The sequence below is a fragment of the Burkholderia stabilis genome, from assembly GCF_001742165.1.
GTDB lineage: Bacteria > Pseudomonadota > Gammaproteobacteria > Burkholderiales > Burkholderiaceae > Burkholderia > Burkholderia stabilis.
In genome coordinates, this window is record NZ_CP016442.1 from 977,737 (window position 1) to 994,494 (window position 16,758).

The window sequence follows — 16,758 nt, forward strand, 5'->3', positions numbered from 1 at the left end:
CCATGAAAAATGGGCGGGACAAGCCCAAGCCTGCCCCGCCCATGAGCCGATACGCGACGATTACAGCGTACGCGCGACTTCGGTCACTTCGAAGACTTCGAACTGGTCGCCTTCCACGATGTCGTTGAAGTTCTTCACCGACATACCGCACTCGAAGCCTTGCTTGACTTCCTTCACGTCGTCCTTGAAGCGCTTCAGCGATTCGAGTTCGCCCGTGAAGATCACGACGTTGTTGCGCAGCACGCGAACCGACGACGAGCGCTTGACGATACCGTCCGTGACCATACAGCCTGCGACCGCGCCGATCTTCGGCACCTTGAACACCTGGCGCACCTCGACCGTACCGGTGATGACTTCTCGCTTCTCCGGTGCCAGCATGCCCGACATCGCCGCCTTCACCTCATCCACTGCGTCATAGATGATGTTGTAGTAGCGGATGTCGACGCCATTGGCTTCCGCGAGCTTGCGCGCCTGCGCATCCGCACGCGTGTTGAAGCCGATGATGACTGCCTTCGACGCCGTTGCAAGGTTGACGTCGTTTTCGCTGATGCCGCCCACCGCGCCGTGCACGATCTGCACGCGCACTTCGTCGGTCGACAGCTTGAGCAGCGACTGCACGAGCGCTTCCTGCGAACCCTGCACGTCGGCCTTGACGATAAGCGGCAGGTTCTGCACTTCGCCTTCGCCCATCTGCTCGAGCATGCTTTCCAGCTTCGCGGCCTGCTGCTTCGCGAGCTTCACGTCACGGAACTTGCCCTGACGGAACAGTGCGATTTCACGCGCCTTGCGCTCGTCCGGCAGCACGATCACTTCCTCGCCCGCACCCGGCACTTCCGACAGACCCTGGATTTCGACCGGGATCGACGGGCCGGCTTCCTTCGTCGGCTTGCCGTTCTCGTCGAGCATCGCACGCACGCGGCCATAGGCCGAGCCCGCGAGCACGATATCGCCACGATTCAGCGTACCGGACTGCACGAGGATCGTCGCAACCGGGCCCTTGCCCTTGTCGAGCTTCGCTTCGATCACGATGCCCTTGGCGGGTGCTTCGACCGGTGCCTTCAGCTCCAGCACTTCGGCCTGCAGCAGCACGTTCTCGAGCAGATCGTCGATGCCCGCACCCGTCTTCGCCGACACCGGCACGAACGGCGAATCGCCACCGTATTCTTCCGGCACGACGCCTTCCGCGACCAGCTCCTGCTTGACGCGATCGGGGTTCGCTTCCGGCTTGTCGATCTTGTTGATCGCCACGACGATCGGCACGCCACCCGCCTTTGCGTGAGCGATAGCTTCCTTCGTCTGCGGCATCACGCCATCGTCGGCCGCCACCACCAGCACCACGATGTCGGTCGCCTTCGCGCCGCGTGCACGCATTGCCGTGAACGCCTCGTGACCCGGCGTATCGAGGAACGTGATGACGCCGCGCGGCGTTTCGACGTGATATGCGCCGATGTGCTGCGTAATGCCGCCCGCTTCGCCTGCGGCAACCTTCGCGCGGCGGATGTGGTCGAGCAGCGAGGTCTTGCCGTGGTCGACGTGACCCATCACCGTGACGACCGGCGGACGCGGCAGTTGCTCCGCATCGGTGCTCGTTTCGCCTTCGACGAGCAGCGCTTCCGGATCGTCCAGCTTCGCCGCAACCGCGCGGTGGCCCAGTTCTTCGACGACGATCATCGCCGTTTCCTGGTCCAGCACCTGGTTGATCGTGACCATCTGGCCCATCTTCATCATCACCTTGATGACTTCGGAGGCCTTGATCGACATCTTGTGCGCGAGATCGGCAACCGACACGGTTTCCGGCACGTGCACTTCACGGACGATCGGTTCGGTCGGCGCCTGGAACGACGATGCGCTGTCCTGGTGACGGCCGCGACCCTTCGGGCCGCCGCGCCAGCCGCGGTCGACGCCGCCGCTCGAGTCGCCGCGCGTCTTGATGCCGCGACGCTTCGCCGCGTCGTCCTGCCAGCCGCCCTTGCCTGCGCCCGGCTTCTTGTTGCGGTCGCCCGCGCCTGCCGGCGCCTGCGTCGTTGCCGGCGTTGCAGCGCCTGCCGGCTTCTTCACCGCCGGACGTGCCTGTGCGCCTTCCGGCTTCGCCGGCTTGTGCAGCGTGCCCTTCGCTTCGGCCGGCTTCGGCGGTTCGACCGGCTTCGGCGGCTCGACTGCCTTGACCACGGCCTTGCGCGGCGTGTTCATCATTTCGCGGATCGCGCGCGCTTCGGCCTCGGCGGCCGCACGGCGCTTGCTGATCTCTTCCTGCTCGGCGCGCGCCTTGTCCGCCGCCTCGCGGGCTGCGTCCTCGGCCTTCTTCGCCGCTTCGCGCTGCGCCGCACGTTCGGCAGCTGCGCGTGCTTCTGCGGCGGCGCGTGCTTCGTCCTGTTCGGTCTGAGCATTCGGCGCGACCTGCTCGGCCGCGGCGGCCTGCTGGGCTGCTGCCTGCTGCTGTGCCGCAGCGGCTTCGACCGCGGCACGCTTCGCCGCAGCTTCTTCCTCTGCACGACGACGCTCGGCCTCAGCCGCTTCCTCGCGGGCACGACGCTCGGCTTCCTCGCGCTCGAGGCGCTCCTGGCGCTCGCGCAGTTCCTGCGCCTGCTTCTCGAGCAGCTCGGCCTCGCGGCGCGCTTCTTCCTCGCGACGCTTCAGTTCTGCATCGTCATCCGCTTCGGCGACCTGCGCCTGACCCTGTTCCGCACCATCGCTCACTTCGTCACGCTTGACGAACGTGCGCTTCTTGCGGACCTCGACCTGAATGGTGCGAGCCTTGCCCGTCGCGTCAGATTGCTTGATCTCCGACGTATGCTTGCGGGTCAGCGTGATCTTGCGCTTGTCGCCGTCGGTTGCGCCGTGCGACTTGCGCAAATGATCGAGCAGACGCGCCTTGTCCGCTTCGGACAGCGCATCGTCTTCACTCGCTTTCTGGACGCCCGCTGCCTGCAGCTGTTCGAGCAGCACACCAGCAGGCATTTTCAGTTCCGCGGCAAATTGGGCTACGTTGTTACTCGCCATTCATTCCTCTTAGTGCAAGGACCGATTCCTTGCTGTTAGCATCGGGTCAGGCCATACGGCCGCCATCAAATCAGTGCGCCATGGTCATTTCTCACTGGAACCAGTGTTCACGTGCTTTCATGATCAACGCCTTAGCGGCATCCTCTTCCATCCCGGTCATGTCGACCAGTTCATCCACGGCCAGCTCGGCGAGATCGTCGCGCGTCTGCATGCCATGTTCGGCCAGCTTCGCGAGCAACTCCGGCGTGAGGCCGTCAAGGCTCTTGAGATCCAGCGCTGCGTTCTCGACCTTTTCTTCGTTCGCGATGGCCATCGTCAACAGCGCGTCGCGTGCGCGGTTGCGCAATTCGTGCACGGTGTCCTCGTCGAACGCCTCGATTTCGAGCATTTCGTTGAGCGGCACATAGGCGATCTCTTCGAGGCTCGTGAAGCCTTCGTCGATCAGGATGTCGGCAACTTCTTCGTCGACGTCGAGACGCGCCATGAACAGCGCACGCAGCCGGTCGCGCTCTTCACCCTGCTTCAGGGCGGATTCATCCGGCGTCATGATGTTGATCTGCCAGCCGGTCAGTTCGCCAGCGAGGCGAACGTTCTGACCGCTGCGGCCAATCGCGACAGCCAGCTCGTTCTCGTCGACGACGACGTCCATCGAGTGCTTTTCTTCATCGACGACGATCGACTGGACAGCTGCCGGCGCGAGCGCGCCGATCACGAACTGGGCGGGATCCTCCGACCATAGCACGATGTCGATGTTTTCGCCACCAAGCTCGTTGCGCACGGCCTGCACGCGGGAGCCGCGGATGCCGACGCAGGTGCCGATCGGATCGATCCGCTTGTCGTATGCAATGACGCCGATCTTCGCGCGCACGCCCGGATCGCGAGCGGCTGCCTTGATTTCGAGCAGACCCTGCTCGATTTCCGGCACTTCCATCTCGAACAGCTTCATCAGGAACTCGGGCGCCGTGCGCGACAGTTCGATCTGCGGGCCGCGCGCGGTGCGGTCGACCTTCGCGATGTATGCGCGCACGCGGTCGCCCACGCGCAGGTTTTCCATCGGGATCAGCTGATCGCGGCGCAGCAGCGCCTCGACACGACCCGACTCGACGATGAAGTTGCCCTTGTCGAGGCGCTTCACCGTACCCGTCATGATCTTTTCGCCGCGTTCGAGGTAGTCGTTCAGGATCTGCTCGCGCTCTGCGTCGCGCACCTTCTGCAGGATCACCTGCTTCGCAGCCTGCGCGCCGATACGGCCGAACTCGATCGACGGTACGGGTTCCTCGACATATTCACCGACTTCGACGTCGGGATTCTGCTCACGTGCTTCGAACAGCAGGATCTCGCGATCCGGCTCCTGCAAGCCTGCCTCGTCGGGTACGACGAGCCAGCGACGGAAGGTTTCGTGCTCGCCGCTTTCGCGATCGATATGGACGCGGATTTCGGCGCCTTCGTCGAACAGCTTCTTGGAAGCGGACGCGAGCGCAGCCTCGAGGGCGCCCAGCACCACATCCTTGTCGACGTTTTTCTCGCGCGCCAGCGCATCCACCAGCATCAACACTTCGCGACTCATTATTTGCGGCTCCTAAAGTCAACTTGCGGAATCAGGCGGGCTTTGTCGATATCGGCCAGCGTGAAATCCAGCATGGCCGCCTCGCCCTTCTTCCTCTCAAATTCCAAACCGATCGTTTCGCCATTCGGCGCGTGCAGAATGCCCCGGTACGTCTTGCGCCCGTCCAGCGGCTTTTTCAAGGTCACGGAGACTTCACTGCCGGCGAAGCGCTCGAAGTCGGCAAGCTTCTTCAACGGGCGGTCGAGCCCCGGGGACGAGACTTCGAGCCGTTCGTAATCGATGTTTTCGACCGTCAAGACGTGCTGGAGCTGACGCGTGACCTTTTCGCAATCTTCGAGCGAGATGCCGGCAGGCTGATCGATATAGATGCAAAGCATGCCGCGCCCGGTGCGCTCGAGATCCACCAGCTCGTAGCCGAGCCCGGTGACCGTGGTTTCTATCAGTTCCGTCAGTTGCACTGTGTCCTCTCAGGTGTTCGCGCCCGCCGCTCGCGATTCACCCGCGGGCGCGCGCCTTAGCCGGCGCAGGAAGCGCTACCCGAGATGCCTAACCGTTTCAGCAAAAAAAAATGGGCGGAACGCCCATCTTCTTACTGGTGGTCGCACCTGAGCCGCACATTGAATCCGTACGCCCAGCGACTCCGCGATTATAGCGATTTTTGGCGCAAACGCCAAGCCAGCCGGTAAAAGCAGCGTATCGACTGCTTTTACGGACCGAAAATGCGAAATCGGGCTACCCGATCAACCGGGCCAATCCTGCCGCACCGGAAATCGGTCATGCCAACGGCCATCCAGCGGCACGCGGCACGGCATATATACAGTCGAAATCGAAAAACACAACGCGCCGCGCCGACAAAACCGGACGGATGCCGATCCTGCCGGCGCGCCGGCGGCTTTGCGCCGCCGCATGCCGATATGCTTAGCGACTGCGCGTACGGCTGCGCTGCGGACGCTGCCCGCCGCGCGGGCCACCGCCGTTACCGGCACCCTCGGCGCGATTGCCGTTCGGATTGCGATTGCCACCGCCGCCCTTGCTGCCGCCGCGCTTGGGCCCCGCGCCATCGCGCTTGGGGCCTGCGCCGTACGATGCGCGGTTGCCGTCGACATCGCGGCCGCCGCCCGAACGGTTGCCGTCGCGACCGCCGCCAGTGCGGTTGCCGTAGCCCGACGGCGCAACCGGCAGGCTGCCGTAACCGCTCAGGCCCGGCATACCCGGCCCGCCGCGCCGACCACCGCCGCGACGCGGCTGGTCGAGCTGCCCGTGCGTCGTCAACACCGGCTCACGGTTGATGAAACCCATCGACGTCTGCATCGGATCGGGCTGACGGCGCTCGGCCTGGCCGACAGCACCACCGCGCTTGCCCTTCTCCTCGGACGGCGCCTTCAGGCCGACGGTCGCCATCAGCTTGCGCACCTGCGCGTCATCGAGCTCCTCCCAGCGGCCGCGCTTCAGGCCGCGCGGCAGCGGGATCGGGCCGTGACGCGTACGGATCAGCCGGCTCACCATCAAGCCGGCCGCCTCGAACATCCGGCGCACTTCACGGTTGCGGCCTTCGGCCAGTGCAACGTGATACCAGTGATTCGTGCCTTCGCCACCGCCATCGCGGATGCGCAGGAAATTGGCGGGGCCGTCGTCCAGCTCGACGCCGTGCAGCAGCTTCTGCCGGTTACCTTCGGTAAGCTCGCCGACCACCCGCACCGCGTACTCGCGCTCGACGCTGTAACGCGGATGCATGAAGCGGTTCGCAAGGTCGCCCGACGTCGTCAGCATCAACAGACCTTCGGTGTTGAAGTCGAGACGGCCCACCGCGAGCCATTTCGCCGTCTTCATCGGCGGCAGGCGGTCGAACACCGACGGACGGCCTTCCGGATCCGCATGGCTGACGATTTCGCCGGTCGGCTTGTGGTACAGCAGCACGCGCGGTGGCTTGTTCGGCAGCTTGCGCTTGACCGGCTTGCCGTTGATCCGCACCTGGTCGGTCGGCATGATGCGCTGGCCGATGTGCGCAGGCTCACCGTTCACCGACACGCGGCCGGCGACGATCAACTCTTCCATTTCGCGGCGCGAGCCCATGCCCGCTTCCGCCAGCACCTTGTGCAGCTTCGGCGCGTCGTCGTCCGGCGACAGCACGCGCTTGTTCGCCGGCTGGCTGCGACCGCGGCGCAGCATCGGCGCACGTACGCCGCTACCGCCCGCGGAGTTGTCCGCGTCGAATGCGGGCGACGTCACATAGGCGAACAGCTCGTCCTGGGACGCATCGCCTTCCGTCTTCGCCGGACCGCCCTCAACCTTCGGCGCACCACCACGGCGGCCCTGGCCGCCCTGCGCACCCTGGCCACCCTTGGGCGCGCCTTCGCGCTTGCCGGCCGGCTTGCGGCCGCCCTTGGCTGCACCTTCCTTGCGCGGCGCGCGTGCGGGCTGCGCTTCGGCGGCCTCGGCCGGCGGCGCATCCGCGCCTTCGCCACCCTGCGGCTCGCCTTCGGCGCCCTTCGACTTGGCCGCCGCGCGACGCCGCGCGATCAGGCTGCGCGGGCCTCGCCGCAAACCGCGGCGGGGACGCTCGTCGCCACCCGCGGCCGAAGCGTCCTGCTCCGGTGCATCGTCGGCACGCGCTGCCTGCGCGGCAGGCGCGGACGATTCAATATCGTGGATATCTGTCAAAACAACCTCAAAATGTCAGGTCTCGCGCCCGGCGCGGGCGCGGCAAGAAGTTGGCCGCGGTCAGGCGCGACGCTGTTCGGGTTCTGCTTCGTCGTCCGGCAGCGCGTCAGCACCGATGGGCGCACTGGCGCTTCGCACGGCATCCGCGAGACTGTCGGACGTGTCGTCCAGCATCTCGTCGTCCGCTGGACGTGAACGGGGGGCATCGGCCTGGCCAGCCTCGCCGGGCATGCCACCGGCCGCTTCCGCTCCGTCTCCGGCACCCTCTTCGGCAACCGGCTTGCGATCTTCCTCGTTCCAATCCGCGCGCAGCAACTCGGGCTGCGCACCGGTCAGCGCTGCTTCGGCGCCAACCTGTTCCATTTGTTCCGCTTGCACGCGATCAGCCTCGAGCGTATCGCGATGCATGATTTCCTGCGTCGACGCGGTATCGGCCACGGCATCGCCCGGCAATTCACCCGACTGGCCAGCGGACACTTCACCCGCTTCCGGCACGTCGCCCGCTGCGTCGTCGGCAACCGGCACGTCGCCGTCGAAGTCCATGGCCTGCTGCGCAAGCAGCGCGGCCTCGATGTTCGCGGCCGGTTCTTCGAGCGCGGGCAGATCGTCGAGCGCCTTCAGGCCGAGATCGTCGAGAAACTGCTTGGTCGTCGCATACAGCGCCGGACGCCCCGGCACGTCACGATGACCGATCACCTCGATCCAGCTGCGATCCTCGAGTTGCTTGACCACCTGCGTATTGACCGTGACGCCGCGAATCTCTTCGATGTCGCCGCGCGTGACGGGCTGCCGGTACGCGATGATCGCGAGCGTTTCGAGCACCGCACGCGAATATTTCGGCGGCTTCTCGGGATGCAGGCGATCCAGATAATGACGCATCGCCGGCTTGCTCTGAAAGCGCCATCCGGTCGCCAGCGCCACCAGTTCGACCCCGCGGCCGGACCAATCCTGTTTCAGATCTTCGAGCAACGTGCGGACCGTGTCAGCCGACACGCCGTCGGCAAAGAGCTTGCGCAAATCGCCGAGCTTCAGCGGTTCCTGCGCACAGATCAAAGCAGTCTCGAGGACGATCTTCGCCTCTTGGGTATTCATGCAGCTAGGCCAGACCCTGTGGTCAAACGAACCGGATCAACAAACAGACGAAAGGAACGGAAGACGCGCTCGCCCGATTCTGATCGGTCATATTGATGGGAGCACGAACCGGGGGCGGCGAACAACTTCAGGCCAGGCCCAGACCGGACGGAACAGCACGACTCACGACGGAGCCGCGTGACTGAACGCCATCTTACGCAAAATTGCCCGGTGCGTAAAGATGAGCCGAACAGACCGCCGCCAGGACGCCGCACCCGCTCCGGCCCTGCTTCAGCGGGCGGCCGCGCCGCGCGCAAGGAACCGGCGCAGATGCTCGACGCCCGCGTCGAGTCGGGCCGGATCGCACGCGTAGCACCAGCGCACGAACCCTTCGCCCTCGGGGCCGAATGCGCGCCCGGGCGCAAGGCCCAGCCCCGCGTCACGCACCAGCGTCTTGCAGAACGTGAGGCTGTCGGCCGCACCCGGCACACGCAGGAACAGGTACATCGCGCCCGGCGGAGGCTGGACCTCGACGTCCGGCAGCGTCCGCAGCGTCCGCAGCGCGGTGACCAGGTGATCGCGCGCTTCGCGCAGCGCCGCGACGAACGATCGCACGAACGGCTCGCCGTCCCGCAGCGCAACCTCGCCTGCGGCCTGCACGAAACCCGGCGCGCACGACGTATTGTATTCGACGAGTTTCGACAGGTCGCCCATCACCGATGCCGGCGCAACGAGCCACCCCAGCCGCCAGCCCGTCATCGCCCATGCCTTCGAGAACGAGTTCACGACAACGACCCGCTCGTCGCGCGACGCGATATCGAGAAACGACGGCGCGCCGTCGTCGTCGAACGCGAGTCGCTCGTACACCTCGTCGGCAACCAGCCAAATACCGTGACGACGGCAATGCGCGAGCACGGCCCGCTGATCGTCGCGCGACATGGTCCAGCCGGTCGGATTGTTCGGCGAGTTGATCAGCAACATCCGCGTCCCGGGCGTCAGCGCCGCGAGCAACCGTTCGACATCGAGCTGCCAGCCCGCGCCGCCATAGCCGAGCGGCACGCATTCGACGTGCGCACCGAGGATCTTCGGAATTTCGACGAGATTCGGCCAGAGCGGCGTGACCGCGACGACGCGCTCGCCCGGGCCGACCAGCATCTGCGCGGCCAGCATCAGCGCGCTCACGCCCGAACTCGTCACGGCCACCATGTCGGCCGCCGTCGCACCGTGACGCGCGCTGACGTAAGCCGCGATCGCGTCGCGCAGCGGCGCAGTGCCGAGGTTGTGCGTGTAGAAGGTCGCTCCGTCGCGCAGCGCCGCCGCAGCGGCGTCGCGGATGAAGTCCGGCGTCACGCGATCGGATTCGCCGAACCAGAACGGCAGCATGTCCGGCACGCCGAAGCCGGCGTTCGCCACGTCCCGGATCAGCGACGGCCGCAGCGCATGCACCACGGTGCGGGCCGCCGGCTCACCGGTCATCGAAAAAGAATCTGCGGAATGCGTCATCGAGAGCCACCGCCGAGGAACACGATCCGCGTAGTGTACCGACCCGCAAGCTGGACCGGCATACGTCGACGCGTGTCAGTCGAGATCCTCGGCCCTCGCCGGCATCTGCCGCACGAGCTCCCAGATCGCCTGCGCAGCGGGCGACAACGACCTGTCGCGACGGCGCACCAGCTCGACGGTGCGCTCGGTGCGCGGCGTGAGCGGCCGCGCGACGAGCGTCGAGCCGGCCGGCAGCGGCAACGACAGCCACGGCTGCACGCTCACGCCCACGCCGGCCTCGACGAGCCCGAACACGGTCGCCGAATGCCCGAGCTCCTGCATGACCGTCGCGTTGACCTGATGGGCAGCCAGCGCGGCATCGATCAGCGGCCGGCTTCCCGACGCGTGATCGAGGAGCACGAGGCGCTCGCCGTCCAGCGCCGTCCACGGCACCTCGGTACGCGCCGCGAGCGGATGGTCGGCCCGCGCAACAAGACAGAACGAGTCGGTCATCAGCGGCTCGCAGACGAGATCGGCAACCGCGAGCGGCCCGATCACGACACCGAAATCGACCTCGCTCGACTTCACCTTGCGCAGCACGTCGCTCTGCACGTCGTCGCGCAGGCCGAGCGTCACGAACGGGAACTGGCGCTCGCACGATGCCACCACGCGCGGCATCAGCCTGCATGCAATCGTCGGGCTCGCCGCGACGATCACGCGCCCGCGGCGCTGCTCGCCGATCTCGCGAATCTCGCGCAGCGTGTCGTCGAGATCGTCGATCAGGCGCGACACGCTCGCGATCAGGTTCGCGCCGACGTCGGTCAACTGCACGTCGCGCGTCGTCCGGTCGATCAGCTTCAACCCGAGCTCGGCCTCGAGCTCGCGCACGCAGCGACTGACCGCGGACTGCGTGAGCCCGATCTCGTCGCCCGCGCGACTGAAGCTCTTGAGCCGCGCTACCTCGATGAATACGCGAAGCTGGCGAAGCGTGACGTTCATCTCCTGACCTCATTAATCGTCGATATCAATGCGCGATTTTAATGCGCGAATCCGGCTTCGATGTGCGAATCCCGCACCTGCCGCACATGTTTCGCTGCGGTGCAATACACACGCAAACGCACGTAGCGCGGGCGAACTGCACAAGATTGGTGATTGTCCCGATTTGCTGGCGGGTTATTTTGGCGTCTTATACGCCCCTAGCTGACTTAGCCGTTAGCTCGCTGCCAAGCGGCTCTCGAGGGATTCGCCTCCGACATGGCACGCTTCGTGCATTACCTGGCGCACAGGGCGCAGGTTTCGTCGGATGGAAAGGCAAAAACGCCGCTGCCGGCCAACCGGACGCCCCCACCCGGCACTCGACGATCGAGTGCTTGAAGAGTGCGCGGCGCAGGGCAGCGCACCGGAGTTAGCTTCGCTGAGGTGAGGACATGATGCTGTTCGACGATTTGAGAGATAACGAGTGGGCGCTGGTCGAGGGTCTGTTTTGCTCGGAACCAGCACGGAGTGAGCGGCGCGGCCGTCCCCGCGTGGAAGCCCGCTCGGTGGTGAACGCCGTGCTGTGGGTGTTGTCGACGGGTGAAGGCTGGTCGAAGCTGCCGGGCCGCTATCCGTCGCCGCCGACCTGCCGCCGTCGTTTCGACGAATGGCAGGCGGACGGCACGCTCGCCGAAATCGTGAAGCGACTCGGCACGAGCGGCCGGCAGATTTCGTTGCGCGGGCGCATCGGCGCAAGCGCTGCGAAGCCGCCGGCACCGCCGAGCCGCGACCGGCTGCGCGGCGCCTTCTGGACCAATCCGGAATCCTGGCGCGCGCCCGTCAAGATGGCGTAACGAATGCTCGATCGGGCGGCTTCGGCCGCCCGGTTTGCTTCTGCGTCGCGACCCGATCCCGACGCCCGCATTGCCGTCGATTACCAATGTCGTGCCGCGATACATCTATTTACCATTATTTACAGCAAGCCTGCACTCCCACGCTTACCTTAGCGATATATCAACAGGCCGCGTCGACGGCTTGAAGGGAGCCCCCGCCATGAAAACAATGTCACTGCTCGTCGCATGCGGCATTGTCATTTCCCTGGCGCTGACCGCCCCAGCTCACGCCGACGATCGCACGAAGCCGCCCCATCGCCAGCAGGATCACCGGAATAACCTCCGCCAGCCGCCGTCCGCCGCGCAATCCAGCCGGCAGACCGTACCGCGGGGCGACTTGCGCGGCGACATCGCCAGCAACGCACGGGCGCGCATCGGCTCGCAGCCGTCCGACCTGCCACGTCATCCGTAGTCCTGCGAATTTCAGGATTTCATCAAAGAAAATACCCGCTTTCGGGAACTGCGCCGCATGCGGCGAGTCACATCGTTGCCATGAGCACAGCGTGGCAACAGCAAAAGTATCCGGTACGCCCGTATCCTCGCGATACGGGCTTTTTTTTGGCATCGCCGGCCCGCGCGGCAACGCATGAGCGGGAGGGTCCGCCGCTACAGGCGGCTTTCGAGAATCGCCACGGCGCTTGCTTCGCTCAATGCGTAGTCGTCCATGCGGCGATCGGTCCAGGAGAGTAGTTTTTCGTCGCGCTCGAGACGCGAAAATTCGGCTCGGCCGCTGTCGGTCAGCACGGCGATATCGACCGGTGCGTGAAAACCCGGCGCGGGGGCAACGGTCTTCTGCCTGACCGTGTCCATCAGCCCGAGCGACCGGAGATACTCGAACACGCCCGGGCGGCGTGCCCACGGTACCTGGCGGTACTGCACTCGCCTCAATGCGTCGAGCACCGCTTCGTTGGAATACGTGGCCATCTCGATTCTTTCTTAAAGTGCAGCGACAATGCGAAGCGGCGCGCCGGGCGGGGTCTCCGCCCGCCGATTCCGCCACCGATTCTGGGGGCCGACGTTCGGCGTCGCGTCAGGGCCGGATCATCAGCCGTCCATAAAAAGACACCATACCCCAATCAAATTGATTCTGTTCGATTCATTTGTACTTCTCTTCATCTGTTTCATGCTCTGCCGCAAGCGGCGACGATTCATCTCGATCGCCGCCGTTGCGCTGTTCTGGCTGCTCGCGACGGGCTGGCTCGCCGCGCCGCTCATTGCCTGGAGCGAGGCCGGCGTTATGCCGGTCGAACGCCCCGACATGCACGGGCGCACCACGCTGATTCTCATCGGCGCGGGAACGCGCCGCACCGACACCGGGCTGCAACCGCCCGCCGACGGAGCCGCACGCATCCACAAGGTTGCGGCGCTCTATCGCATGTGCCGGCTGCAGGCCGACCGCTGCACCGTGGTGATGTCGGGCGGCGACCCGCAGCATCACGGCGAAACCGAGGCGGCCGTGTACGGGCGCCGACTCGTCGCGGAAGGCGTCGCGCCCGCCGACCTCGTACTCGAACCGAACAGCCGCACAACCTACGAAAATGCGAAATTCACTGCGTCTATACTACGCCCACAGTATGACGACGCGCGCATTCTCGTCACGTCGTCTTACCAGATGCGCCGCGCATTGCTCGATTTCCACCGTTTCGGCATCGATCCGCAGCCTGTTTATGCGAACGTCCGGCGTGCACAAACGGGCTGGCTGCCACGCTGGCGCAATGTAGCCAACGCCGAACGAGCGCTGCACGAACTGGTCGGTATCGCGCAATTCCACGTTTACCGATGGCTCGGGTGGTTCTGACGGCTGCACGGAAACAGGAGCGGAAATGACCGTGCCGCCCAGGATGGCAAGCACGTGACGACGTGCGCAAAGTGTTGCGCGACTTCAACGAGACCTTGCGCTGCGCCGCGATCCGGTGCACATTGATCCGTCACTTTTGTTACACTCGACACGCACTCGATTGCAGTCGCCAGACAAAACGGCAACACTCGGGTTCATCACCACTTAGCGGAGGTAAAGCAATGAAGAAGACGTCCCTGGCTATCCTGGTAGCGATGTCGGCGCTGACTGGCGCAGCGTATGCGCAAGAGAGCACGGAAATCAAGACGATTACCGATCCGGCCAAGATCTCCGAGATCGAGCAGCGCGCGCAAGCCCTGCAGCAGCAGCAAGCGGCCGAAGCCGCACAGCCGGCGATGCAGGAAGAGCATCACCACGGCAAGAAGGCTGCTCACCACAAGGCTGCTGCGAAGAAGGCCGGCAAGAAGGCTGCCAAGGCCGCAGACGCTGCCAGCCAGTAAGTTCGGCGGCACCGCACAAGCAAAAAGCCGAATCCGGGCAACCGGGTTCGGCTTTTTTGGTTGCGGCGCCTGCGCGCTGTGCTAAAGTCGCGCACCGAAATTTTCCACCCGTGCGCACCCCGGTGCGGAGGACAGCATGAGCAACATTCAACTCGACATCGAGTGGACCGAAGCCGCCACTCGCCAGATCAAGCAACTGATGCCCCGTGGCTCGGCCGACGCGTTTCTCGCACTGCCGCCGATCGAGTGCCTGCCGATGGAGGGCGACGTGCTCTTCCTCGGCCCGCAAGGCAAGCAGCAACCGTTCATCGTTGCCGAGCGCCAGTATCATCACGACGGCGACGCCGACTGGACGATCATCCTGATCCTCGACGTACCCGGCACGTCGCACTGACGCGCCGCCGCGACCGGACACGTCCGGTCGCCCCCGCCCCCCGCTCAGACGAGCTTCGACAGCACGCGGATTTCGGAACGCTCGATCCAGTCCGCGGCCGCTTCGCGATAAGCGAGAATGTGTGCGGAACGCGCATGGGCGGCAAGCGCCTCCTCGCTCTCCCAGCGCTCGACGAATACGAAACGCGCAGGCTCCTTCAGATCCCGATGCAGGTCGTATTGCAATGCGCCGGCTTCGTTGCGGGTCGGCTCGACGATTCCTTCCAGCGCCGCACGCAGCTTTTCCTCGGTGCCCGGCTTTGCCACGATCAACGCCACGACTGCAATTTCCGCCATTCCCGACTCCTTCATCCAGAAAAGTCCGAGAATACGCGAATCACGCATCACGCATCACGCATCACGCATCATGCATCGGCCACGCCGATGCATCACCACACGACGGCCCCAAAAAAATAGCCCGCGCTTCAGAGAAGCGCGGGCGAAACCGTCGCCCTACGAGGATAGGCGACGGGGCCATCGAGATCCGCACGCTGGCGCGGATCGTCATCAGTTGCGCCAGCGCTTTTCGCGCCGGCATTTGAAGACGCCGATACCGTTGATTCGGCGCTCACGGCGCGCACCCGGTATCTGACGTCATCCTCCCTGCTCTAACAATTCCAACATATAAAGCAGGTTGTGTGCCAGGCATCGAAAACAGATCACGCCATTGATTTAAAAGGACAATTTTTTCGTCGACGGCAATGTGACACGTGTTCTGCCGCCGTAACGCGCGGATGTTACGTAACGTCACGAGGAGGGACCGAACCCTTCGCACACATACGCGCCGGCGAGCGGCCATGAAAAAAGCCCGCCGAATGGCGGGCTTTTCATTGATGCGAAGACGCGTGTGATCAGCGCAGCTGATTCACGAGCAGCCCCATGATCTGGCGAGCCGCTGACGACGTATCGATCGCACCCGAATCGTCGACGACCGCGATGCGCGTCTGGTCCGACGTAAGCGCCTTCACGTTGACGCGGTACTGCTTCGCCTGCTTTTCCTTCTTGCCGTGGAACAGCTGGCTCCAGAAGCCCTGCTCGGCCGAGCTCAGATCCTTCGGGTCGACATAGCGCACGAAATACAGACCCTTCGTGCGATCGCGATCGTCGACCGTGAAGTTCGCGCGATCGAGCGCGAGACCGACGTGCAGCCACGACCGGTCGTACGGCTCGCCGAGCGTGACTTCGGACGGCACCGAAGCCGCGTCGGCCGCATCGTTGCCTTGCGCCGACGTGCGCGTGACGTTCTGCGCGGCGATCGCGGCGGCAGCCTTCGACGATGCGTCGGCGTCGGCCTTCTTGTCCTTCGGCAGCGTGTTGTCCTTGATGTTCGCGATCGGCGGCTCGCCGTTCTTCGCGCGCTGCTCGTTCTGCGCAAGCACGGCCATCAGCCGCTTCAGGTATTCGGCCTCGAGCGCCGGATCGTTCGGCTTCGGCTCCCACTTGCTCGAATCGTTGTTCGCGCCGGTGATCGCCTCGCGCATGCCCTTCTGGCTGATGAACACGTAGGTGCCGCCGTTCGGTGCCGTATCGAGACGCGTACGGTACTTGTTGCGCTCGGCCGTCACGTACGAGTTGCCCATCGCCTTCGAGATCACGCTGCGGATCAGGCCATCGTTGATCTGCGGATGGGTTTCGTTCCAGTCGGTTTCCATCACGCCCTTGTCGCGCTGGTCGACGACGAGCAGGAAGCCCTGCTCCTGCCAGAAACGGCGGACCTGCGGCCAGATGTCGGCAGGCTGCTTGCCGTCGATCACGAGCCAGCTCTCGGTGCCGTCGCGCTGGATATGCATGCCGGCCACGGCCGGAGCGACGGTGTCCAGCGCAGGCGCGGCCTGCTGGACCTGCTGAAGCGCAGACAGGGAAGTCGCGCCGCCCTGGGGCGGCAGCGAACGCTGATCGGCCGTCTCGTCGAGCATGTTGGGCGGCACTGCGAGCGACGCTTCTTTCGATTTCGAATCGCTCTTGTAGTCCACTTTCGTGGGCGACGACGTACCGCAACCGGCGACGAGCGCGCCAGTGGCGAGCACTGCAGCGAACCGCATGGTAAGACGAAGATCAGTCATGTTCGGGGAATCCTCTTCCGCTAAATCACGGCGCTTTCCGTGGATCAACCTTGCATTTTACCGGGGCCGCGCCGCGATGTGCAAAAAAGCGACCGGCAAGAAAAAACCCGCGTCAGCTTGAACTGACGCGGGTTCTTGTCTGGTCGGGGCGAGAGGATTTGAACCTCCGACCACCTGCACCCCATGCAGGTACGCTACCAGGCTGCGCTACGCCCCGAAAGAAGAAAAGTATAACAGACACTTTCCCTATTTAGAATCGGGTCGCATGCATTTTGTGAATGTTCTTGTGAAATTTTTTGGCGTGGCGGTGCGGGTT

General features: G+C 64.8%; 14 protein-coding genes, 1 tRNA gene and 1 pseudogene. 5 read left to right on the top strand and 11 right to left on the bottom strand.

Annotation, left to right across the window (positions count from 1 at the left end; translation table 11 throughout):
* Positions 1 to 60 precede the first annotated feature (60 nt).
* From infB to BBJ41_RS04640, 7 genes are all read right to left on the bottom strand, one after another.
* The gene (gene infB / locus BBJ41_RS04610) at positions 61 to 3,000 is read right to left on the bottom strand and encodes a translation initiation factor IF-2 (RefSeq protein WP_069745510.1); all 2,940 of its coding nucleotides are present in this window, start codon (positions 2,998 to 3,000) and stop codon (positions 61 to 63) included.
* Positions 3,001 to 3,091: 91 nt separating this feature from the next.
* Positions 3,092 to 4,567: a transcription termination factor NusA gene (gene nusA / locus BBJ41_RS04615; protein WP_069745511.1), complete on the bottom strand. Its 1,476-nt coding sequence runs from the start codon at positions 4,565 to 4,567 to the stop codon at positions 3,092 to 3,094.
* A complete protein-coding gene (rimP, locus tag BBJ41_RS04620; protein WP_014897219.1) occupies positions 4,567 to 5,025 on the bottom strand; it encodes a ribosome maturation factor RimP in 459 nt (152 codons plus the stop codon). The genes nusA and rimP overlap by 1 nt, the downstream gene beginning before the upstream one ends.
* A 460-nt stretch (positions 5,026 to 5,485) precedes the next feature.
* On the bottom strand, positions 5,486 to 7,228 hold the full coding sequence (gene rluB / locus BBJ41_RS04625; RefSeq protein ID WP_069745512.1) for a 23S rRNA pseudouridine(2605) synthase RluB: 1,743 nt from the start codon (positions 7,226 to 7,228) through the stop codon (positions 5,486 to 5,488).
* A gap of 60 nt (positions 7,229 to 7,288) precedes the next feature.
* Positions 7,289 to 8,320: an SMC-Scp complex subunit ScpB gene (gene scpB / locus BBJ41_RS04630; protein ID WP_069745513.1), complete on the bottom strand. Its 1,032-nt coding sequence runs from the start codon at positions 8,318 to 8,320 to the stop codon at positions 7,289 to 7,291.
* Positions 8,321 to 8,590: 270 nt separating this feature from the next.
* Entirely contained in the window at positions 8,591 to 9,802 is a 1,212-nt protein-coding gene (locus BBJ41_RS04635) for a pyridoxal phosphate-dependent aminotransferase (RefSeq protein ID WP_069745514.1), read from the bottom strand.
* Between the two features lie 75 nt (positions 9,803 to 9,877).
* Positions 9,878 to 10,780, bottom strand: a complete 903-nt coding sequence (locus BBJ41_RS04640) for a LysR family transcriptional regulator (RefSeq protein ID WP_069745515.1) — start codon at positions 10,778 to 10,780, stop codon at positions 9,878 to 9,880.
* Positions 10,781 to 11,211: 431 nt separating this feature from the next.
* On the opposite strand from BBJ41_RS04640, the pseudogene BBJ41_RS04645 reads away from it, so the two are divergent.
* Together BBJ41_RS04645 and BBJ41_RS41500 are read left to right on the top strand one after the other, a co-directional pair.
* A pseudogene (locus tag BBJ41_RS04645) lies at positions 11,212 to 11,607 on the top strand (transposase); the annotation flags it as partial.
* Positions 11,608 to 11,809: 202 nt separating this feature from the next.
* Positions 11,810 to 12,061: a hypothetical protein gene (locus tag BBJ41_RS41500; RefSeq protein ID WP_083281802.1), complete on the top strand. Its 252-nt coding sequence runs from the start codon at positions 11,810 to 11,812 to the stop codon at positions 12,059 to 12,061.
* 194 nt (positions 12,062 to 12,255) lie between these two features.
* Here BBJ41_RS41500 and BBJ41_RS04655 read toward each other — a convergent pair whose 3' ends face one another.
* Positions 12,256 to 12,573 (bottom strand): hypothetical protein, encoded by a 318-nt coding sequence (locus BBJ41_RS04655; RefSeq protein WP_006495354.1) that lies wholly within the window; start codon positions 12,571 to 12,573, stop codon positions 12,256 to 12,258.
* 157 nt (positions 12,574 to 12,730) lie between these two features.
* Here BBJ41_RS04655 and BBJ41_RS04660 point away from each other — a divergent pair, with 157 nt between their 5' ends.
* From BBJ41_RS04660 to BBJ41_RS04670, 3 genes are all read left to right on the top strand, one after another.
* Positions 12,731 to 13,447 carry a YdcF family protein gene (locus BBJ41_RS04660; RefSeq protein WP_069745517.1) on the top strand — a complete coding sequence of 239 codons (717 nt, stop codon included), beginning with the start codon at positions 12,731 to 12,733 and terminating at the stop codon, positions 13,445 to 13,447.
* Between the two features lie 221 nt (positions 13,448 to 13,668).
* The gene (locus BBJ41_RS04665; protein ID WP_011351789.1) at positions 13,669 to 13,947 is read left to right on the top strand and encodes a hypothetical protein; all 279 of its coding nucleotides are present in this window, start codon (positions 13,669 to 13,671) and stop codon (positions 13,945 to 13,947) included.
* A 136-nt stretch (positions 13,948 to 14,083) separates the two neighbouring features.
* Positions 14,084 to 14,341, top strand: coding sequence for a hypothetical protein (locus BBJ41_RS04670; RefSeq protein WP_034184019.1), 258 nt, complete (start codon positions 14,084 to 14,086; stop codon positions 14,339 to 14,341).
* Between the two features lie 44 nt (positions 14,342 to 14,385).
* Here the strand turns inward: BBJ41_RS04670 and BBJ41_RS04675 are convergent, their stop codons facing one another.
* The 3 genes from BBJ41_RS04675 to BBJ41_RS04685 form a co-directional block, all read right to left on the bottom strand.
* Positions 14,386 to 14,676 carry a putative quinol monooxygenase gene (locus BBJ41_RS04675; RefSeq protein ID WP_069745518.1) on the bottom strand — a complete coding sequence of 97 codons (291 nt, stop codon included), beginning with the start codon at positions 14,674 to 14,676 and terminating at the stop codon, positions 14,386 to 14,388.
* A 554-nt stretch (positions 14,677 to 15,230) separates the two neighbouring features.
* Positions 15,231 to 16,442, bottom strand: coding sequence for an outer membrane protein assembly factor BamC (gene bamC, locus BBJ41_RS04680; RefSeq protein ID WP_069745519.1), 1,212 nt, complete (start codon positions 16,440 to 16,442; stop codon positions 15,231 to 15,233).
* Between the two features lie 140 nt (positions 16,443 to 16,582).
* Positions 16,583 to 16,659: transfer RNA gene (locus BBJ41_RS04685), tRNA-Pro, on the bottom strand.
* Positions 16,660 to 16,758 lie beyond the last annotated feature (99 nt).